Below are 20,363 nucleotides of genomic sequence, written 5' to 3' on the forward strand. Positions count from 1 at the left end.
GGCATGCGACTGCTTGTGGTTGAGGACGAGGAGGATCTGGTCGACGCGCTGCGCGTGGGCCTCGTCCGGGCCGGCTACGCCGTGGACACGGCCTACGACGCGCCCTCCGCGCACGAGAAGTTGCAGGTCAACACCTACGACCTGGTCCTGCTCGACCTGAACCTGCCCGGCGGCGACGGCTTCCAGCTCTGCCGGACCGTGCGCTCGACGGGGCAGGGAGTGCGGATCATCATGGTCACCGCCCGCGACCGGCTGGACGACCGCGTCCGCGGCCTCGACGAGGGCGCCGACGACTACCTGGTCAAGCCGTTCGCCTTCCCCGAGCTGCTGGCCCGGGTGCGGGCGCTCCTGCGCAGGGAGGCCGGAGGCGGCACCTCGGTGCTGGAAGTGGGCGGTCTGCGGATCGACACGGCCAGGCTGGAGGTGTCGCTCGACGGCCGGTCGCTGGCGCTGACCCCCAAGGAGTACGGCGTGCTGCACTACCTCATGACCAGGCCCGGCCACGTCGTGTCCGCCGAGGAACTGCTCGAACACGTGTGGGACGAGCACACCGACCCGTTCACCAGCACCGTACGCGTCACGGTCGGCAACCTGCGCCGCAAGCTGCAGGAGGACGGCCTGATCGAGACCGTGATCAGCCGGGGCTACCGGCTCAAGGAGCCGACGTGATCCACACCATCCGCTTCCGGATCACCGTGCTCTACTCGGGCCTGCTGTTCGTGCTGGCCACGCTCGTGCTCGGGGGCATCTACTTCGCCGTCTCCAAGACCACCGACCAGCGCCCGGTCACCACCGAGTTCGCGAAGACCTACAGCGGCAACCAGTACCTGGGCAAGCGCGAGGTGGTCTTCGTGGAGGAGGTGGAGAACGCGGTCAACGTCGAGACGATGGCCACGCTGCGCAACTACTCCCTGCTCACCCTGGCCGGCCTTTACGTCGCCAGCCTGGGCATCGGCTGGGTGCTGTCGGGCCGGGTGCTGCGGCCGGTCCGATCGATCACCCGTACGACGGAGGAGATCCAGGCCACGGACCTGAAGCGGCGCATCAAGCTGGCCGGCCCGCGCGACGAGCTGAAGGACCTGGCCGACACGATCGACACCATGCTGGACCGCCTGGAGGAGGCGTTCAGCGCGCAGCGCCAGCTCATCGACGACGCCTCGCACGAGCTGCGCAGCCCGCTGACCATCATCCGGGCCAACGTGGACGCCGTCCTGGCCGCCCCCGACGCCAGCGAGGAGGAGCGCACCAGGGCCGTGGCCATCGTGGACCGCGCGACCACCCGCATGACCAGGCTCGTGGAGGACCTGCTGGCCACGGCCAGGCGGCAGGGCACCGCGTTCGCCGACACCGACCTCGACCTGGCCAGGGTGGTGGGGGAGGCGTGCGAGGAGTACGCCACCCCGGCCGCCGCCCGCCAGGTGACGATCACCCGTGACCTGGGCGCCGGGCTGGAGATGACCGGCGACGCCGACGCCCTGCGCCGCTCGGTGGCGAACCTGCTCTCCAACGCCGTCCGCCTCTCGCCGCCGGGCGGCACGATCCGGGTCGCGGCGGGCCGCTGGGAGGGCTGGCTGTGGGTCGCGGTCCGCGACGACGGGCCCGGCCTGGACGACTCCGACCAGGCCCGCGTGTTCGACCGCTTCTGGCGCGGCGAGTCCAGCCGCCGCGACCGCCACACGGGCCTGGGCCTGGCCATCGTCCGCCAGATCGTGGAGTCCCACGGGGGCCGGGTGGCGGTGTTCTCGCGGCTCGGCCAGGGGGCGACGTTCGTGCTCTGGCTGCCGCCCCGCGACGGCGTGCCCGGCACGCCGCCCGAGGACAACCCCCTAGGCTGACCGCCTGCGGCAGACCGCGCGGGTGATGAGGAAGGCCAGCACCGGCAGCACGAACACGGCGACCCGCAGCCCGGCGATGACCAGCTCGTAGGTGTCCTGCGGGACGGTCAGCAGCGCGGCCGGCGCCGGCGGGGGCGGCGGCAGCCCGGGGGCCGAGTGCATCGCGGGCGGAGCCGCCGACACCCACATCCCCGCCCACAACGTGGTGAAGAACGTGATGACCGCCACGCCCAGCGCCGTGCGCACCGGGGCCTGCGAGGGCCGGTCCAGCAGGTGGTGGTGGTCGCCGTCGCCGGTGTAGCGGCGCTCGATGAACGGATAGAACAGCAGCACGCCGAAGAAGGCCAGCAGGACCAGCGGCGGGATCCAGAGCCCGACCTGCAGCACGTACCCGCCGACCGGGATCTCCCACCCCGGCACGATCCGCTGCGCGCCGTCCAGCACCCCCGCGTACCAGAACGGCTGCGCCGACGGCGGGTGCGCCTCCTGCCGGTACGCCCCGTGCTCCCACACCGGGTTGACCTTCACCAGCGTGGCCAGCAGCGCGATGAACCCGATCGTGAACAGCGCCGTGGCCCCGTTCTTGACCGCGAAGTACGGGAAGAACGGCCCGCCGGTGACCTTGCGCTCGTCGGCGGCGGTGGCGCGGCGCTCGGTGTGCTTCTGCCGCCACGTGAGGACGAGCCCGTGCAGCGGCACCACCGCCAGCAGGATGCCGGGCACGAGCAGCACGTGCGTGACGAACAGGCGCGGGATGACCTGGCCGGGGAACGCGCCGTCGAACACGAACGCCGACAGGTACGTCCCCACCAGCGGCACCGACAGCAGCAACCCCTGGCCCTGCCGCAGCCCCGTCATCGCGAGCTGGTCACCGGTCAGCGAGACGCCCAGGAACGACTCGAACAACGCCAGCCCGAACAGCAGCACCCCCAGCATCCACGTCAGCTCGCGCGGCTTCCGGAACGCCCCGGTGAAGAACACCCGGCACATGTGGGCCACGATCGCCAGCACGAACACGGTCGCCGACCAGTGGTGCAGCTGCCGCATCAGCAGCCCGCCGCGCACCTCCAGGCTGATCTCCACGACCGACGTGTAGGCCACGTCGGGGTTCGGTTTGTAGAACAGCGTCAGGAACGTCCCGGTGAGCACCAGCAGCACGAACGAGTAGAGCGCCAGCTCGCCCAGCAGGAACGACCAGTGGCTCGGGAACAGCTTGCGCAGCTGTGGCCGCAGCCAGCGCCCGAACGGCAGCCGCTCGTCGAGGTAGATCGCCGAATCGCGGGCCGCCTTCGCGGAACCGGCGACTATCCGAGCCCGCCGCTTGGGCTGGGTAGGAGTGGCCATGGGGGCCTCCTGATGGGGGTGTGATCCGATTCTGCACCCCCTGCTCGCCTTTCTCAAGAATTGGTGTAAACCAATTGGTCTAATCCAATTTTCCATCTCCCGGTCGTATAATTGGATTAGACCTCTGGAGTTAGGTTTACCAGCACAAACAGCTGCCTAAGCGAGGAGTGCAGTTTCATCATCAATTTCACCGGTAGAGTCCGGGACAGAGGCGTTGGATTGGAGCTGTGGTGGCCAAGTACGTTTACGACTTCACCGAGGGCAACAGGAATCTCAAAGATCTTCTCGGCGGTAAGGGTGCGAACCTCGCCGAAATGACCAACCTCGGGCTGCCCGTTCCCCCTGGATTCACGATCACCACCGAGGCGTGCCGCCACTACCTGGCGGAAGGCTCCGTACCGGACGGATTGGACCAGGAGGTCGCCGGGCATCTGGAGGCGCTGGAGTCGCAGATCGGCAGGAGTCTCGGCCAGACCGACGACCCGCTGCTCGTGAGCGTGCGCTCCGGGGCGAAGTTCTCCATGCCGGGCATGATGGAGACCGTCCTCAACATCGGGCTCAACGACGAGTCCGTGCACGGCCTGGCCAAGCAGGCGGGCGGCAACGAGCGCTTCGCCTGGGACTCCTACCGCAGGCTCATCCAGATGTTCGGCAAGACCGTCCTCGGCATCGACGGCGACCTCTTCGAGCGGGCGCTCGACGCGCTCAAGGGCACGCGCCAGGACACCGACCTGGACACGGGCGAGCTGCAGGGGCTCGTGGAGACGTACAAGGGGATCGTCCGCGAGCAGACCGGCAAGGACTTCCCGGCCGACCCGCGCGAGCAGATGCGCCTGGCCGTCATGGCCGTCTTCGACTCCTGGAACGCCCCGCGCGCCATCCTCTACCGCCGCCAGGAACGCATCCCCGCCGACCTCGGCACCGCCGTGAACATCATGGCCATGGTCTTCGGCAACTACGGCGACGACTCCGGCACCGGCGTGGCCTTCACCCGCGACCCCGGCTCCGGCCGGCAGGGCATCTACGGCGACTACCTGCAGAACGCCCAGGGCGAGGACGTGGTGGCGGGCATCCGCAACACCATCCCCCTGGAAGACCTGGAGCGCCTCGACAAGGACTCGTACGACGAGCTGCTCGGGATCATGCGGACCCTGGAGAACCACTACCGGGACCTGTGCGACATCGAGTTCACGATCGAGCGCGGCAAGCTGTGGATGTTGCAGACGCGGGTCGGCAAGCGCACGGCGGCGGCCGCCTTCAGCATCGCCACCCAGCTCGTGGACCAGGGCCTGATCACCATGGACGAGGCCGTCACCCGGGTCACCGGCGACCAGCTCGCCCAGCTCATGTTCCCCCGCTTCGACGGCGGAGCGCCCAAGAAGAAGATCGCCAAGGGCATGAACGCCTCGCCCGGCGCCGCCGTGGGCAAGGCCGTCTTCTCCTCCGAACGGGCCGTGGAGCTTTCGGAGCAGGGCGAGGACGTCATCCTCGTCCGCCGCGAGACCAACCCCGACGACCTGGCCGGCATGATCGCCGCCAAGGGCATCCTGACCAGCCGCGGCGGCAAGACCTCGCACGCCGCCGTGGTGGCCCGCGGGATGGGCAAGACGTGCGTGTGCGGGGCCGAGGAGCTGGAGGTCAGGACGGCCGAGCAGCGCTTCATCGCCCCCGGCGACGTCGTGGTCTCCGAAGGGGACGTCATCTCCATCGACGGGACGACCGGCGAGGTCTTCCTCGGCGAGGTCGCGGTCGTGGACTCGGCCGTGGTCGAGTACTTCGAGGGCGCCGAGCCGGACGACGAGCTCGTACGCGCGGTCGACCGCGTCATGCGGCACGCCGACGGGGCCCGCAGGCTCGGCGTACGGGCCAACGCGGACACCCCGGAGGACGCCGCCCGGGCCCGCCGCTTCGGGGCGGAGGGGATCGGCCTGTGCCGTACGGAGCACATGTTCCTGGGCGAGCGCCGCCAGCTCGTGGAGGACCTGGTCCTGGCCGCGACGGACGAGGACCGCCAGGCCGCCCTGGACGCCCTGGAGCCCCTGCAGAAGTCCGACTTCACCGGCATCTTCCAGGCCATGAACGGCGACCCCGTCACCATCCGCCTGATCGACCCGCCCCTGCACGAGTTCCTCCCCGACATCGTGGATTTGTCGATCAAGGCCGCCAAGGACGAGGCCACGGAGAAGGACCACAAGCTCCTGACGGCGGTCAAGCGCCTGCACGAGCAGAACCCGATGCTGGGCCTGCGCGGCGTACGCCTCGGCCTGGTGATCCCCGGCCTGTTCACCATGCAGGTGCGGGCCATCGCCCAGGCGGCCAAGGAGGTTCCCGGCTCGAAGGCGGAGATCATGATCCCGCTGGTGGCGGCCGTACAGGAGCTGGAGGCGGTACGCGAGGAGGCCGTCAAGATCCTCGCGGACGTGGGCGTCGAGGCCCTGATCGGCACCATGATCGAAGTCCCCAGAGCAGCCCTGACGGCAGGCCAGATCGCGGAGGCCGCCGAGTTCTTCTCCTTCGGCACCAACGACATGACCCAGATGGCCTGGGGCTTCTCGCGGGACGACGTGGAAGCCGCCTTCTTCTCCCGCTACCTCGACCTGGGCATCTTCGGCGTCTCCCCCTTCGAGACCCTGGACCGGGAGGGCGTCGGCCGCCTGATGGAGATCGCGGTGGCCGAGGGCCGCGCGGCCCGACCCGACCTGCACCTGGGGATCTGCGGCGAACACGGCGGCGACCCGGACTCGGTCCACTTCTGCCACGAGGTGGGCCTGGACTACGTGTCCTGCTCGCCGTTCCGCATCCCGGTGGCCCGCCTGGAAGCCGGCCGAGCCGCCCTCGCCGAGACCGACTCCGACACCCGCTAGGAGACCCTCCGGGCCCCTCTGGGGGTCCGGCCCCAACTGCGAGGACCTCGCATCGGGGGCGCTGCGCGCCTTGCGATGGCTCGGGCCCTGCCTCCCAGGGGCTCCGCCCCTTCGACCCCGCAACTGCGCGGTCCTCGCCTTCGGCTCGGGCGTTTCCTCCGTGCCCCCACCCGTGGGCTGGTTACCGGCTTGGCCCCCTACGCCCGCCCGGAAAAGCCCGCTCGCTACGCTCGCCAGTCCCCACCCGTGGGGTGGTTACCGGCTGGGCCGCCTATGCCCGCCCCGAGTGGACCTCGCTTCGCTCGGGCTCCGTCCGCTCCGGGCCTCGCGGCTCCGCCATGAGCCCCGGGAGCGGTCGGATCGTGCGCCAAGCACGATCAAACAGCCCGCCTGCCCGAGAGCCTCAACCGTGGGCACAGCCAAGCCGCACACCCAGCACCAATGATCACCATTGACACCCCCACCACGGCATCCCCCGGCAAACTGGCACCCATGACCCGCCTGGAAACCGAACGCCTCATCATGCGCCCTCTCACCGGAGCGGACTTCGACGACTACGCAGCCATGCTGTCCGACCCCGAGGTAGCCGGAGGGCTCGCAGAGTCGGTTGGCACCGCGCCGGCGGATGCCTGGCGGAGCCTGGCCACCTTCATCGGCCACCGGGAGATCCGTGGCTACTCACACTGGGCGCTGGTGGAGAAGGCAACCGGCGAGTTCGTCGGCCGCGCCGGACCTTGGCAGCCGTACGGATTCCCCGGGCTGGGCGTCGGCTGGTGCCTGGCGCGTAAGCACTGGGGCAAGGGTTATGCCACGGAGGCCGCGCGGGCCGCGCTCCAGTACTGTTTCGAGGAACTCGGAGCCGGCGAGGTGATCTCCCTCATCCTGCCCGGAAACGAACGCTCCATCTCGGTCGCCGAACGCATCGGTCACCGGCATCTACGCGACATCACCTACCGGCACCAGCAGGTCCATCTTTACGGGCAGTCAGCGTGACATCGAGAGGTAGTTGTTCCCGGGAGCTTCAGGCGATGCCGGCCGTCAAAGCCTGAACAAGAGAACCCGTACCGACGAGAAGACACGGAGCAATTCGTCTCCCTGGGTAATCGAGAAGGTCGTGGGGGCGGTGCGGATTTCGGAATAGCCGGGCCAAGATGGCGGTCAATGGGGTGCGGTCACCGCGGGGTGAGCCGGATCACCGGGTATTGACGCTCGGACTTGCTCTGGTACTTCGCGATGCGGGGCTGGGCGGCGGCGATGAGCTGCCAGGCTTCCTCGCGGTCGGCGCCGTCGAGCCGGTGCGGCGTCACCGGCAGGGCCTCGCGGCCGGGCAGTTCGATCGAGGTCCGGTCGGGGTGCGCCATGAGGTTGGCGTGCCAGTCCGGGTGCCGGCTTCCGCCGCCCGATGCGACGATCAGCCAGGAGTCCTCGCCGTCGGCGAACCACGCCACGGGCGTTTCCCGCGGCTGCCCGCTCCGGCGGCCCACCGTGTTGAGGATCAGCACGTTCATGCCCATGAAGGTGCCGTTGCCGCGGCGGATCTTGCGGTTCATGCGGGCGTTCGCCCTGTTCTGCATCCACCGTGAGAACGCCCCGGGCGTACCGGGCTTGCGTCCTGCGGGACTGCTTGCCTGCTGGTTCTGGGCCATGGGTTACCTCCGGTGAGTCCATCCGTCTCGCGACACCGAACGCCGTCGGGAGGCGCTCGCACGACCGCGTACCGCGCCTGGCCCCTGCCGTACCGGACGCCGGTTCCCGGCCGGCCACACGGCTGGGTCGCGCCGTCAGCGGCGACCCGACGGGAACGCCGGCCCTGGTCGGTGATCTGGCGTCAGGGGAGAGCGACGGCCATGTCGCCAACGTTAGGCGGCGGCACCCTGGCCTTGCTTCTCCATTCCTGACCGGTCCGGTGGCGGACCGTTCCACGCCCATGGCCGGTGTAAGCGATCATCTGAAGCTTCAGGTCGGCTGCGATCCGTCCAGACGGATATCCATGCGCACGGCGTGGTCGAAAGCCGCAAGTCGCCTAACCCCGATGTTAGGATACGACCGGCGCTATTCTTCCCTCCGACGAGCAGAGCCGCCTGGACTCGCTGGCTTGGACCGCCTACTACACCGCTGCCCTCACCGATCCGGCGCTCGCTGCGGCCGGGCTGACGCTACCCAACGCACTGGAGAACTTTCTCACCGCACGGCTTGCCGCCGCGCAGCAGGCCGGGGAGATCGACTCCGATCGTGACCCGCGTACCGAAGTTGTTGCCCTTCTGGCTCTCGCCAACGGCCTGACTTCCAGCGTCCTCAGCCGGCAGCGCAGCCACGAGGCCGCCGCCGCGATCATCGACTACTACCTGGACCGCCTTTTCGGGTCGGCGTCCACGCTCCGGCCGCCACCGGGCTGAGCCGATGACCCCGGCAGCAGCAGGAAGGCGCTCGACGGCGAATCCCACGGCCTCAGCTGAAACCCTCGCCGGAAAGGGCGCCGTTCCCCTCACCTGATCGCCCGTCACATGGCCGTCTTACTGAGAATCTCATGGTGGCCGGCCTGGCTCAGGCTGGCCGCCCCTTGGAGAAGTGCCTGACCGTCCACAGTCAAGCCGGACGTGCCCGTCGTTCCGATGATTGGCGCCGCAAGGCTCGCGGTTCCGACGGTCGCCGCCGTCCGCAGGATGTTTGCCGGTCGCATAGTGCCCCTCATGCCGCGTTGGCTCACTGTCTGATCAGGGACCAAGTGCAGAGGTGCCGGAGGCGAGGCCCGGTCAGGGCAGGTCGTGGCGCACCAGGGCCTTGGCGAACGGCTCGCCGGTCCTGCGGGCGTGTGCCATCCGCGCCCGCACTTCGCCGAGCGTGCGCGGGCGGTAGCCGGAGCCGCCGCAGCAGCTCTTGTGGAAGCGGACGCCCGCGTGCAGCAGGAGAGTGAGCACGCGCCAGGCCGCCGCGTCCCGCCGAGGCGGGGCGGCGAAGGCGGAGCCGACGTGGATCAGCGGCTCGGCGCAGCGCGGGCATCGCCGGTCCCGGTGGCGGGGGCCGGCCGGGTAGGGCTGCTTGTACGAGGCGCGGCAGGGCAGGCAGACGAAGGACGTCTTCGCGTGGGCCATGTGATCAGCGTAGACCGCCGCCCCGGCCCGGAACGACCAAGTTGTGACCAGCGGCTCTCGCAAGGGTCATGGCGAGTGGGAGCGCGGAAAGCCGATCGCGAAGGGATCAGGAAAGCGGAGGCTCGTCGTTCCAGTCGGCGGGGGTGACCGTGCCGGAGAGCCAGTCCCGGCGCAGGATCGCGTAGCCGATCGAGTCGTACCGTTTCCCGTCCGGGCTCGGCCAGGCCTCGCGGTAGTGCGACTCCTTCACATAGCCGCTCCGCCGGAACACGGTCCGCATGGCGTGGTTGTCCTGCCGGGTGTTCCCCTCGATGCGCGTGACCTCGGGGAACTCCCTGAAGAGGTAGGAGGTCAGCCAGGCGACCGCCGCCGTCCCGAGCCCTTGCCCCCGCCACGCCTTCCGTACCCGCAGGTCGAACATGGGCGTGTCGTCGGTGAGGTCCTGCAGGCGCACCAGCCCGGCCCGCTCCCCGTTCGCGAGCAGCCAGAAAGTCCGGCTCTCCCCGTCGTCGTAGAGCCCCTCGGCGGCCCGGCGCCTGATCGCCTCCGCCTCCTGGACGCTCGCGTGGAAGGGCCATTCCTCGCCGGTCAGGAAATCCACCAGCGCCTCGGTGTCGTCGCGGGCCGAGAATCTCGGGAACTCGATGTGCACGCACCCGATCATCCTGATGGCCGGCGCCCGCCGTCCAGCCATTTATCTCACGGTCGGATGGTGGTCAGGCCGTCCATCGTGAGGTCGAGGAGGCGTTCGGCCTGTTTCCGCTGCTCCGGCCGGCCCGTGGACAGTGCGACGCCGGCCAGGGCGGCGTACAGGTCGTCCGGTCCGAGGTCCGACCGGATCACCCCGGCCGCCACCCCGGCGTCCAGCAGGAGCTTCAGGGTGGACAGCAGCATCTCCCGGCTCTGCGCGTACGGGTTGACGCCCGACTCGACGACGGCCCGCAGGGCCTCCGCCATGCCCAGCTTGGCCGAGGCGTAGTCGATGAAGCGGCCCATCCACGCGCGCAGCGCCTCCTGCGGCGGCAGCGCGGCCAGCAGGTCGGGGGCGGCCTCGCACAGCCGGGCCAGCTCGTTGCGGTAGGCGGCCTCGATGAGGAGCTCCCGGGTGGGGAAGTTGCGGTAGAGGGTGCCGGTGCCCACCCCGGCCTCCTTGGCGATGCGCTCCAGATGGGCGTTCAGGCCCTCTTCCGCGAACACGCGGACCGCGGCGGTGAGGATCTTGTCCCGGTTCCGCCGCGCGTCAGCGCGCAGTGGCCGCTCGCTCTCCCCGCTCACTGCGTCTCCCCGCTCACTGCGTCTCCCCGCTCACTGCGTCTCCCCGCTCACTGCGTCTCCCCGCTCACTGCGTCTTCCCCGCTCACTGCGTCTCCTCGGGCGTCACTGCATCTCCTCGGTCATCAACCGGTCTCTCCCTCGGTTGCTAAGTGGAGGCGCGCCCACTTATGGTGGAAGCTAAGCGGCGGCGCCTCCGCTTCTTCAGTCTATGCGAAAGAGGATCTCACCATGGGAATCGACGGCAAGGTCGTCGCGATCACGGGCGCGAGCAGCGGGATCGGCGAGGCCACGGCGCTGCTGCTGGCCGAGCGGGGTGCCCGGCTGGTGCTCGGGGCGCGCCGGGTGGAACGGCTGGAGGAGCTGGTCCGCCGGGTCGAGAAGGCGGGCGGCGAGGCCGTCTGCGTGCGTACGGACGTCAAGCGGCGCGAGGACCTGGCCGCGCTCGTCGGGCTGGCCCGCGAGCGGTACGGCCGGCTCGACGTGCTCGTGAGCAACGCCGGGATCGGGCCGATCTCGCCGCTCGACGACCTGCGCGTCGATGACTGGGACGAGATGATCGACGTCAACCTCAAGGGCGTCCTGTACGGGATCGCGGCCGCGCTGCCGGTGTTCCGCGGCCAGGGGTTCGGGCACTTCGTCAACGTGGCGTCCACGGCGGGGCTCCGGATCGTCCCGAATCAGGTCGTCTATGCCGGGACGAAGACGGCCGTCCGGGTCATCTCCGAGGGGCTGCGGCAGGAGGCCGGCGACAAGCTGCGGGTGACGATCGTGTCGCCGGGCTTCATCCGTACGGAGTTCATCGACGGGGTGCCGAACCCGGAGGTGCGAGCCGAGCTCGCCGTCTCCCGGGACACGTTCGCCATCTCGCCCGACGCCGTCGCCCGCGCCATCGCGTATGCGATCGAGCAGCCGGCCGAGGTGGACGTGAGTGAGGTCGTCGTGCGGCCCACCGCGCAGGCGTGAGCGACCCAGGTCATACGACCCACCGCCCAGGCGTGAGCGGCCCGGTGGTGCGGCCCCGCCCGGGATGCGCGGGCGGGGCCGGTCACCGAGGACGTACCGGGCCGGAGCGGGTCAGCTCACGGTCACGGTGTGCAGGAGGTTGTTCAGGCCGGTGGCGGCCTCCCAGGTGCCCTGGTTGGCGAGCCGGACGGAGTATTCGGGCCGGGACGAGAGCTGCGGGTCGGGCAGGTTGAGGAACAGCGCGTAGGTGCCGGCGGCCATCGACGTGGGCAGGGTGACCGTCTGCGTGATGGTGCTGGTGGCGCCCGCCGCCCACTTGCGCGGGTCGGCGGTGAGCGGGAAGCGGTGGACCGCTGAGGTGGCGGTGTTGCGCAGCACCAGCTCCAGGCCGCGCGGGTTGAAGGGGGAGGCGTACCCGTCGTTCTTGAGGGTGATGCTGACCGGCAGGCCGCCGCCCCGGGAGGCCGTGGCCGGGTACGTGCCGCTCTGCAGGGCGAACCGGTAGCCGAGGCTGCGGGTGATCTCGGCCAGGCAGCCGCCGGTGCTCCAGGAGCCGAGCACGCCGGTGTGGTAGTCGGTGTTCAGGTAGGAGTAGTGGAAGCGGGACAGCTCGTCCTTGGCCGTCGGGCAGTCGGAGCGGGGCGGGTTGGGGTTGCAGGTCTCGCCGCCCATGGCGACGTACGCGGTGTCGGAGGCCAGGTAGGGATACTCGACGGCGGTGTTCTCGTAGGTGCCGTAGTCGTCGGGGCTGGCCAGGAAGCAGTCGTTGTGGTGCCCGAGCCGCGCCAGGGCCGAGCCGTTGTGGGCCTGGCCGGAGGTCACGGGGCTGGTGGAGTACATCGTGCGCTTGAACTTCGGCGTGCGCAGCTGCACCATCCGCGTGGAGGGCAGGACGCTGAGCAGCTTGTCGACCACGGCCTTCCGGTTGGCCCAGTCCGTCGCGGTCACCGTGCCGGCGTTGCCGAAGTTCTGGGTGTAGTACCACTCGCCCCAGGCCCCGATGAACCCGGCCTGCATGAGGTAGATGACGTCCCTGTTGGCGCTCAGGTACGGCGCGAGCTGGTCGAGGTGGGCGAGCACCCGGTCCTTGGCCGCGTCGGCGCCGTCCGTGGAGGTGGTGTACGCGAAGCGCAGGACCATCTTCAGCCCCGCCGCCCGTACGGTGTCGAGCTGCTGCTGCAGCTGGTCCAGCGCGGCCTGGCTGATCGGGGTGGTCCTGAACTCGGCGAGGTAGAACACGCACATGACCAGCGAGATGTTCTGGCTGGTGCGGTAGCCCTGGAGGGTGGCGAGGGCGAAGTCGTTCTTGTCGCAGTCGCCGGTGTGGTGGTAGAGGCCGCGCTCGGGGTTGGCGAAGTCGGCGTTGGTGGACGTGTACGTCACGGTGCCGCCACCGCCGCCCCCACTGTAAACATGCGTGTACTTGGCGGAGGTCTCCAGCGGCGACTCGACCTGGAAGACGAGGTCGGCGTCGTTCGGCGTGGTGCTCTCGCCGATGTCCGCCCGGGGGATCGTCCACCTGGCCGTCCCGCCGGAGGCGGAGTACGTGGCCGCGCCCACGAGCGTCCAGCTCCAGCCGCCGCCGTTGTGGCGGTAGAGGGAGGCGTTCTCCAGTAAGTAGTCGGCGCCCACGCCGCCCTGGGCGAAGCCGGTCGCGGGGTTGCGGTCGGTGTCGATGTAGGTGCGTGCGTAGGCGGGGCTGCCGGTGTAGCCGAACTGGTACGTCACGGTGGTGGCCGTGTTGGTGGCCGACTGGCCGGTGATGGCGGCCAGTGCGGCTGACGGCGCGACGAGGACCGACGCGCACAGGAAGAGGAGGAGGGTGAGACTGCGTGCGAGCTTGGGCATGGGGCTCCTAGGCAAGCCGGCGGATCACTTGCGACTAATCATGGAGTCCATGTGAATTAAGTCAAGCCCTCACGACGGAGGAGCCCGGAAGAAGCGGACAGCAGGCCCTCGATAATCAGGGAGTCCACACTAATCTCGGTGCTGGTGGGCCCATACCGGGCCGGTGGCTCGCCGATCGGGTGGCCCTCGGCCTCGATCCAGGCGTGCGCGGCGAACGGAGGCGCCCGACAGGCCCACTGCGACCACCGCGTCCCGCGCCGCCCCGGCCTGCACGCGCCGGACCCCGCCTCACCGGCCGCCGATGAGACCCGTGCCGTCCGGGACGGCCCGCTCGTCGCGGACCACGTCCGTCGCCTTTCCGGTAAGAGGACTTACCGGATTCGCTCCGACTTCCCACGCAGCTGGAAGTAGGTGTTCCTCACCTGAGGTGGCCATCCATGTTGCCCGCCGTCACGACGAGCCGCGCGGCCCCGTCGCACCCGCCGACGATCACCGCCCCGGGCCGGGTCTGCTCCACCCAGCGGTCCGGCACGGTGGACAGCGCGAGCACCCGGTCGTACGGCCCGCGCTCCGGGCATCCGCGCGAGCAGTCGCCGACGACCAGGTGCGGGCGGATCCCGGCGGCGGCCAGGTTCCGGCCGGCCGCCTCCGCCACCCCGGTGTCCTCTTCGATCGACGTCACGCTCCCCGACTCGCCCGCCAGCCGGCAGAGCAGCGCGGTGATCCACCCGCTGCCCGTCCCCACTTCGAGCACCCGCTGCCCGGGGCGGAGATCGAGGCGTTCGAGCAGGTCGACGACGGCGCTGGGGGCCGGGTTCACGCACCTGTACGCGGCGCCGCCGGCGCCCTGGTGCAGCGGGGTGGCGATGGGCATCCCGGAGTAGACGGCGTCCCACCAGCCGGGCGGATCGGTGTCGCGGTCGATCGGCACGGCGTCGCCGTCGTCGTCGAGCGCCAGGCCGAGAGAGGGCACGAACCAGTGGCGGGGCACCTTCCGCAGCGCCTGCGCGATCGCGCCGGTGGCGGGCTGGCGGCGCTCGGCGATTCCCGCGATCATCGACTCGAGCCGCCAGGCGATGTGCGGCAGCATCGCTGAGCCTCGCCGGGTTCCGCCGTCATGCCTGCTCACAGCGCCTCCTTTATGCGGGCGAATGCTAAGGGTGACCGTATGGCCACCGATCGCAGCCTGGCAAGGCGCTCGGGAAAACCCGTTGGAGCTCGCTCGCCGTGCGCGAACTCGGATGCCCGTTCGGCTCGGATGTCATAGAGTCACTTTCCGTGAACATTGCGTCATCAGGGGGCCTCGCGGATCGGGCAAGCTGGTGCACATGACCGAAACGCACCTCCCCGGCGGGTTCGTGAACGCCGTCGTCCGCGTCGGTGACACCGTCCGCCGCCCGCCCGCGCGACGGGCCGCGTTCGTGCATGACCTGCTCGGCCTGTTCGAGCGGGCGGGCTGGCCGGGCGCGCCGCGCTTCCTCGGCTCCGACGAGCGGGGGCGGGAGATCCTGAGCTACGTGGACGGCCACGTGGCCTGGGAGGAGGTCCAGCCGGACGCCGTCGCCTCCGACGAGAGCCTGGCGCGGGTCGCCGAGCTGGTGCGCGAGTTCCACGACCTGACCGCCGGCACGCCGCCGGCCGGTGACGGAGAGGTCGTCTGCCACAACGACCTCTCCCCGAAGAACACCGTCTACCGGGACGAAGGGGCGGGGCTGCGCCCGGTCGCGTTCATCGACTGGGACATCGCGGGCCCGGGGCGGCGGATCCACGACGTGGCGCACGTCTGCTGGCAGTACGCCGCCCTGCGGCCCGGCGCGGAGCCGGGCGCGGCGGCCCGGAGGGTGCGGGTGATCTGCGACGCCTACGGCCTGGCGGAACGGGGCGAGGTGGTGGAGACGGTCCTGTGGTGGCAGGACCGGTGCCGGCGCGGCATCGAGGCCGACGCGGCGGCCGGCCTGCCGCACGCGGTCAGGCTGCGCGCGGACGGCGTGGTCGCGCAGGTCCGGGCCGCCCACGACTGGGTCACCCAGCACCGCGCCGACCTCGAACGCGCCCTCGCCTAGTGCGCCACCGCCGCCCTGGGACGCGCGCTCGCCCCCCACTGCGCCCCTGCCGCCCTGGGACGCGCGCTTGCCTAGTGTGCCACCGCCGGGCCGGCCTGCAGCGCGGGCACCGCCGCGGGGGCGGCCTGCTCGATCGGGACGTAGTCGTGGCGCATCCCGTGGTCGCCCAGCCACCGCCGCAGCCCGCCCACCGCCGCCGGGTTGGCCGCCACCTGGGCCGCGTACTCCGACAGCGCCACCTCCTCCCCGTCGTCGAACAGCAGCCGCGCCGGCCCCGACCAGGACAGCGTCCACCTGGCCTCGCCGAGCTGGATGAGCACCGCCTCCAGCGCCTGCCCCAGCACCCCGGCCAGCAGCGTCTCCGACGGGCTCCAGCCGTGCTCCAGCAGCTGCGCCTCCAGCTCGGCCTGGCGCCCCCGTGCGATGGCCTCGAACGCCGCGTCCAGGTACGGCCGCGAGGCCCCCATCACCTGCTGCCCGGCCACCGCCAGGTCGTGCAGCGCGTCGGCGTTGCGGCCGGCGTACATGCCGTGCGCGATCAGCTCCTCCCACGGCACCGGGCGCAGCGTCGCCAGCGCCTCCGGCGACCACATCGACTGCTCGACCGCCTGCACGGCCACGTTCGCGTCGAGCAGCAGCGTCAGGGCCGAGCGCGGGTCCGGCACGTGCTGCGGCTCCGGCAGGTGCTCGATCGCCGTCAGGCGCTCGGCCAGGCTCGGGTGGGAGTCGTACGGGGAGACCTCCTCCGGCTGCTCGCTCAGCCTGGCGAGCTCGGCCTGGCGGTCGGGGTCGCTCATGAGCGCGTGGAAGCCCCCGAACACCGCCGCCGGCCTGGTCCCGCCCGCGCCCGTCAAGGCCAGGTAGTTGTTGACGTACAGGTCCCAGCCCACCGCGGTGGAGTGGATCTTGCGCAGGGCGCCGGCCATGGCCTGCCGGCCGCCGATCGCGACGGCGAGCTGGTCGGCCTCCAGCTCCTGCTTGCGGGAGACGGCCTGCGAGACCCGGAGGTAGAGCTTGGCGTACCAGGTGAACAGGCGCTGGATGAACGGGTGGTTGCCCAGGCTCCGGACGGTGGCGATGAGCGAGACGCGGCCCCGGTAGACCGGCGCCCCCAGGCGGGTGTGCGCGCCGCTGTAGTGCCCCAGCTCGTGCCCGAGCACCGCGCGCATCTCGTCCACCGTGAGCGTCTGCAGCAGCGGCAGCCCGATGAACATCCGCCGCCGCGTCGCCCTCAGCCCCAGCCACCGCGTGTCCTCCGACACGGCCGCGTTCACCTCCGCGACCAGGCGGATCTCGTCCGGCGGGGCCGTGCGCACGCGGTGGGCGAGCTCCTCGACCGTCTGCCACAGCACCGGCTCGTGCTCGCGCCCGACCGGCACGCCGGGCTGCTCGCCGTTCCGGCGGCGGCTGACCATGATCAGGGCCCGGACCAGCGCGCCAGCCGCCAGCGTGAGCACGATGGCGAACTTGATCGTGTTGGCGTGGAAGTCGACGAGGAGCATGACGTCGATGAAGATCGCGGTGGCCAGGATGAGGCCGACCAGCACGTAGAAGCCGGCGAGCAGGGTAAAAGCCAGCACTGCTCGGAACGCTGTCGTCATGGGGGAGGGCTCCCGGGGAAGGGGTTCTCGCGAGGCTTGACACTAGCGGAGACATGAAACTGGATAAAATCACTTCACAGATGCCGTATTACGACGAGCATGACCAAGAGCGTTGGGTTCCGGAACTTCCCGGCAATCCGGAACGCGCCGCGTTCGAACGCGACCGCGCCCGTGTCCTGCACAGCGCCGCGCTCCGCAGACTGGCGGCGAAGACGCAGGTCGTGGGCCCCGGAGAGACGCTCGGCGGCGGCCAGCACATCCCCCGCACCCGGCTGACCCACTCCCTCGAATGCGCCCAGGTGGGCCGCGAGATGGGCGCCACCCTCGGTGTCGACCCCGACCTGGTGGAGACCGCCTGCCTGGCCCACGACCTGGGGCATCCGCCGTTCGGGCACAACGGGGAGGTGGCGCTCAACGCCCTGTCGTCGTCGTGCGGCGGCTTCGAGGGCAACGCGCAGAGCCTGCGCCTGCTCACCCGGCTCGAGGCCAAGGTGCTCACCGAGGACGGCCGCAGCGCGGGCCTCAACCTGACGCGCGCCGCGCTCGACGCCTCCATCAAGTACCCGTGGACGTGCGACAAGGCGGCCAAGTTCGGCGTGTACGACGACGACCTGCCGGTGTTCGAGTGGATCAGGGAAGGGGCGCCGGAGGGTCGGGTGAGCTTCGAGGCGCAGATCATGGACTGGGCCGACGACGTCGCCTACTCCGTGCACGACCTCGAGGACGCCCTGCACTCCGGCCACGTCACCCCGGAGGCGCTCCAGTCGCCCGTCGAGCGCACCCAGGTGTGCGAGATCACCCGCACCTGGTACGCCCCCGGCGCCGACCCCAACGAGCTGGAGGAGGTCTTCGCCAAGCTGATCGCCGACCCGCTCTGGCCCCGCCGCTTCGAGGCCACGCTGGCCGACCTGGCCGGCCTCAAGGCGCTCACCAGCGGCCTCATCGGCCGCTTCTGCCAGTCCGCGCAGACCGCCACCAAGGAGGTGTACGGCTCCCGCCACCGCGCCGACCTGGTCGTCCCGCACGCCACCAGGCTGGAGTGCGCGCTGCTCAAGGGCGTCACCGCCCACTACGTCATGACCACCAAGGACCACAACGCCAACCAGGCCAGGCAGCGCGACCTCATCACCGAGCTGGCTTCCCTGATCACCCTCGGCGCCCCCGGCACGCTGGAGCCCGCCTTCCGGCCGGCCTTCCTGGAGGCCAGGGACGACGCCGCCCGCGTACGCGTGGTGATCGACCAGATCGCCTCGCTCACCGACACCTCGGCGGTGGCCTGGCACCGGAGGCTCTCCCGCTGACCAAAGGTTCGTCAACGAGCCAGGTCGCCTGACACAACCGGCTTTCCCGACGACCTCAGTGGGCGGATACTGCGCCCATGGCCACATTTGTGATCGTCGGAGCCGGGCTGGCCGGAGCCAAGGCAGCGCAGACGCTGCGCGAGGAGGGCTTCGACGGAGAGATCGTGCTCATCGGCGCGGAGACCGAACGGCCCTACGAGAGACCTCCCCTGTCCAAGGACTATCTCCAGGGCAGGAGCGAGCGGGACGGCATCTTCGTCCACGCCCCCGACTGGTACGCGGACAACGGCGTGGATCTGCGGCTCGGCCTGCGGGTCACGCGGATCGAGCTAGATCATCACCTGGTCCGGCTCGGGGACGGGTCGCGCCAGCCGTACGACAAGTTGCTCGTCGCGACCGGCGCGGTGCCCAGACGCCTGCCCGGGCCCGCGTACTACCTGCGTACCGTCGAGGACAGCGAGGCGCTCAAGGCCCGCTTCACCGAGGGCGCCTCGGTGCTCGTCGTCGGCGCGTCCTGGATCGGGCTGGAGACGGCCGCGGCGGCGCGTACGGCCGGCTGCGAGGTCACCGTCGTCGAGCCCGAGCCCACGGCGCTCAACCGGGCGCTCGGCCCCGAGCTGGGCGGCCTGTTCGCCCGCCTGCACGCGAGCAAGGGCGTGGAGCTGCGCTTCGGCACGGCCGCCGCGGAGATCACCGAGACCGGCGTGCGGCTCAGCTCCGGCGAGCGGCTGACCGCCGACCTCGTCGTGGTCGGCATCGGCGCCGCGCCGGAGGTCTGGCTCGCCCGCGACGCCGGGCTCGACGTCGGCCAGGGCATCCTCACGGACGCCGCCCTGCGCACCTCGCACCCCGACGTGTTCGCGGCGGGCGACGTCGCGGAGTTCTTCCACCCGTCGTACGACCGCCGCATCCGGGTGGAGCACTGGGCCAACGCCCTGCACGGCGGCCCGGTCGCCGCCAGGTCCATGCTCGGCCAGGACGTGGCCCACGACATGCTCCCGTACTTCTTCACCGACCAGTACGACCTGGGCATGGAGTTCTCCGGCGACATCGAGGGCCACGACGAGATCGTCTACCGGGGTGACCCCGAGAGCCTGGAGTTCATCGCCTACTGGCTGCGCGGCGGCCGGGTGGTCGCCGGCATGAACGTCAACGTCTGGGACGTCGTCGACGAGATCCAGGAGCTCATCAAGTCGGGCGTCATCGTTGACCAAAAGGAGCTATCGACGGGGTGACGGTGACGACACCGTCGTCGTCCTGCTTCTTGGTGGTCTGGGGCCGCGGGGTCTTGCTGGCCTGCGGCACCTTCTTCGACGTGCACTGCACCGTGCACCTCGGTGTCTCGCCGAGCTTGCCGCGCAGCTCCAGCGTCTCCTCCCTGGGGGAGAGCGTACGGTTGCCCTTCTGCCAGGCGTCGAGGTAGTCCCACGGCTTGACCATGCCCCGGCGTACCCACCAGAAGGCCGGGCCGGTCTTCCACGAGATCGCGAAGTAGAGGTTCGGCCCGGTGTCGCGGGCGTTGCCCGTCGTGCCCACCCGGCCGAGCAGCTGGCCCCCCTTGACCCGGACGCCCGGCCTGATGCCGTCGGCCACCGAGTCGAGGTGGCCGCCGAGGTAGCGGACGCCGTCGTCACCGATGATGGTGACGAACCTGCCCTCGCGGTCGGCCCCCGCGTCCGTGGCGGGGCTCCACCGGTTCTGCAGGTTCACCTCGTCCACGACCCCGTCGACGGGCGCCACGAACGCGCACCCCTGACCGGCCCAGATCGTCGTCTTGGGCAGCACGAGCAGCTTGCGCTGGTAGGTCGTCTTGCAGTCCTTCACGGGGAACGTGTAGGTGTGTTTCGACAGCTTCGGCGGCGGCACCTTGACCGGGTCCTCGCCCGCGGGCGGCTGCTCGGCCGCCTGGTGCTCGGGGGTCGGGCTGGGGATCGTGGCGGTGACCGCCGGGGTGCCCGTGATCGGGGCCGTGGTGGGCGAGCCGGCGCTGACCCCCGCCAGTCCTGTCGTCTGGGTGCAGGCAGCGGTCAGCAGCACGGCGCCCGTGACGGCCGCCCATCGTCCGATATGCCCCGATCGCATGATCTCCACCCGTGTCACCGTTTCCACCGACAACCTTTACCTTTGTAGCCGACCGGCGGACCTCGCATAACCGCTTTCCCCCTTTAGCAGCCCAG

Annotated in this window: 18 protein-coding genes; 9 read left to right on the top strand and 9 right to left on the bottom strand. The window is 70.6% G+C overall.

The genetic code is table 11. From position 1 onward, the window contains the following. The first annotated feature begins 3 nt into the window (after positions 1-3). Together ACTWPW_RS20930 and ACTWPW_RS20935 are read left to right on the top strand one after the other, a co-directional pair. Entirely contained in the window at positions 4-669 is a 666-nt protein-coding gene (locus ACTWPW_RS20930) for a response regulator transcription factor (protein WP_364134313.1), read from the top strand. Further along, on the top strand, positions 666-1,835 hold the full coding sequence (locus ACTWPW_RS20935) for a sensor histidine kinase (RefSeq protein WP_375111856.1): 1,170 nt from the start codon (positions 666-668) through the stop codon (positions 1,833-1,835). The genes ACTWPW_RS20930 and ACTWPW_RS20935 overlap by 4 nt, the downstream gene beginning before the upstream one ends. On the opposite strand, the gene ACTWPW_RS20940 is transcribed toward ACTWPW_RS20935, so the two are convergent. Next, complete coding sequence (locus ACTWPW_RS20940) at positions 1,827-3,179, bottom strand: cytochrome b (RefSeq protein WP_443169655.1); 1,353 nt, start codon at positions 3,177-3,179, stop codon at positions 1,827-1,829. The two genes, ACTWPW_RS20935 and ACTWPW_RS20940, sit on opposite strands and share 9 nt — an antisense overlap. 230 nt (positions 3,180-3,409) lie before the next feature. On the opposite strand from ACTWPW_RS20940, the gene ppdK reads away from it, so the two are divergent. Further along, positions 3,410-6,043 (top strand): pyruvate, phosphate dikinase, encoded by a 2,634-nt coding sequence (ppdK, locus tag ACTWPW_RS20945; RefSeq protein ID WP_443169656.1) that lies wholly within the window; start codon positions 3,410-3,412, stop codon positions 6,041-6,043. Positions 6,044-6,535: 492 nt separating this feature from the next. Beyond that, positions 6,536-7,036 (top strand): GNAT family N-acetyltransferase, encoded by a 501-nt coding sequence (locus ACTWPW_RS20950; RefSeq protein WP_443169657.1) that lies wholly within the window; start codon positions 6,536-6,538, stop codon positions 7,034-7,036. A gap of 179 nt (positions 7,037-7,215) precedes the next feature. Here ACTWPW_RS20950 and ACTWPW_RS20955 read toward each other — a convergent pair whose 3' ends face one another. Further along, the gene (locus tag ACTWPW_RS20955; protein ID WP_443169658.1) at positions 7,216-7,617 is read right to left on the bottom strand and encodes a nitroreductase family deazaflavin-dependent oxidoreductase; all 402 of its coding nucleotides are present in this window, start codon (positions 7,615-7,617) and stop codon (positions 7,216-7,218) included. Between the two features lie 480 nt (positions 7,618-8,097). Between ACTWPW_RS20955 and ACTWPW_RS20960 the strand changes: the two genes are divergently transcribed. Next, positions 8,098-8,439 (top strand): TetR family transcriptional regulator C-terminal domain-containing protein, encoded by a 342-nt coding sequence (locus ACTWPW_RS20960; RefSeq protein ID WP_443169712.1) that lies wholly within the window; start codon positions 8,098-8,100, stop codon positions 8,437-8,439. Between the two features lie 357 nt (positions 8,440-8,796). Here ACTWPW_RS20960 and ACTWPW_RS20965 read toward each other — a convergent pair whose 3' ends face one another. From ACTWPW_RS20965 to ACTWPW_RS20975, 3 genes are all read right to left on the bottom strand, one after another. Beyond that, positions 8,797-9,135: a hypothetical protein gene (locus ACTWPW_RS20965; RefSeq protein WP_443169659.1), complete on the bottom strand. Its 339-nt coding sequence runs from the start codon at positions 9,133-9,135 to the stop codon at positions 8,797-8,799. 106 nt (positions 9,136-9,241) lie between these two features. Continuing rightward, complete coding sequence (locus ACTWPW_RS20970) at positions 9,242-9,829, bottom strand: GNAT family N-acetyltransferase (RefSeq protein WP_375111850.1); 588 nt, start codon at positions 9,827-9,829, stop codon at positions 9,242-9,244. A gap of 5 nt (positions 9,830-9,834) precedes the next feature. Beyond that, the gene (locus ACTWPW_RS20975) at positions 9,835-10,410 is read right to left on the bottom strand and encodes a TetR/AcrR family transcriptional regulator (RefSeq protein WP_443169660.1); all 576 of its coding nucleotides are present in this window, start codon (positions 10,408-10,410) and stop codon (positions 9,835-9,837) included. 228 nt (positions 10,411-10,638) lie between these two features. Here ACTWPW_RS20975 and ACTWPW_RS20980 point away from each other — a divergent pair, with 228 nt between their 5' ends. Continuing rightward, the gene (locus ACTWPW_RS20980; protein WP_375111848.1) at positions 10,639-11,373 is read left to right on the top strand and encodes an SDR family oxidoreductase; all 735 of its coding nucleotides are present in this window, start codon (positions 10,639-10,641) and stop codon (positions 11,371-11,373) included. 111 nt (positions 11,374-11,484) lie between these two features. Here ACTWPW_RS20980 and ACTWPW_RS20985 read toward each other — a convergent pair whose 3' ends face one another. Together ACTWPW_RS20985 and ACTWPW_RS20990 are read right to left on the bottom strand one after the other, a co-directional pair. Further along, positions 11,485-13,221, bottom strand: coding sequence for a DUF4832 domain-containing protein (locus ACTWPW_RS20985; protein WP_443169661.1), 1,737 nt, complete (start codon positions 13,219-13,221; stop codon positions 11,485-11,487). 418 nt (positions 13,222-13,639) lie between these two features. Then, on the bottom strand, positions 13,640-14,350 hold the full coding sequence (locus ACTWPW_RS20990) for a protein-L-isoaspartate O-methyltransferase family protein (RefSeq protein WP_375111846.1): 711 nt from the start codon (positions 14,348-14,350) through the stop codon (positions 13,640-13,642). 199 nt (positions 14,351-14,549) lie between these two features. Here ACTWPW_RS20990 and ACTWPW_RS20995 point away from each other — a divergent pair, with 199 nt between their 5' ends. Then, positions 14,550-15,284 (top strand): phosphotransferase, encoded by a 735-nt coding sequence (locus ACTWPW_RS20995; protein ID WP_443169662.1) that lies wholly within the window; start codon positions 14,550-14,552, stop codon positions 15,282-15,284. A gap of 71 nt (positions 15,285-15,355) precedes the next feature. Here ACTWPW_RS20995 and ACTWPW_RS21000 read toward each other — a convergent pair whose 3' ends face one another. Next, positions 15,356-16,885 (bottom strand): M48 family metallopeptidase, encoded by a 1,530-nt coding sequence (locus ACTWPW_RS21000; protein ID WP_443169663.1) that lies wholly within the window; start codon positions 16,883-16,885, stop codon positions 15,356-15,358. A gap of 80 nt (positions 16,886-16,965) precedes the next feature. Here ACTWPW_RS21000 and ACTWPW_RS21005 point away from each other — a divergent pair, with 80 nt between their 5' ends. Both ACTWPW_RS21005 and ACTWPW_RS21010 read left to right on the top strand, forming a co-directional pair. Continuing rightward, entirely contained in the window at positions 16,966-18,186 is a 1,221-nt protein-coding gene (locus ACTWPW_RS21005; protein WP_375111843.1) for a deoxyguanosinetriphosphate triphosphohydrolase, read from the top strand. Between the two features lie 77 nt (positions 18,187-18,263). Beyond that, positions 18,264-19,421 carry an NAD(P)/FAD-dependent oxidoreductase gene (locus tag ACTWPW_RS21010; RefSeq protein ID WP_443169664.1) on the top strand — a complete coding sequence of 386 codons (1,158 nt, stop codon included), beginning with the start codon at positions 18,264-18,266 and terminating at the stop codon, positions 19,419-19,421. On the opposite strand, the gene ACTWPW_RS21015 is transcribed toward ACTWPW_RS21010, so the two are convergent. After that, positions 19,387-20,268 carry a M23 family metallopeptidase gene (locus ACTWPW_RS21015; protein WP_375111841.1) on the bottom strand — a complete coding sequence of 294 codons (882 nt, stop codon included), beginning with the start codon at positions 20,266-20,268 and terminating at the stop codon, positions 19,387-19,389. The genes ACTWPW_RS21010 and ACTWPW_RS21015 overlap by 35 nt on opposite strands. Positions 20,269-20,363 lie beyond the last annotated feature (95 nt).

The sequence above is a fragment of the Nonomuraea sp. KM90 genome (genome assembly GCF_052246675.1).
In the GTDB taxonomy this organism is placed as follows: Bacteria; Actinomycetota; Actinomycetes; order Streptosporangiales; family Streptosporangiaceae; genus Nonomuraea.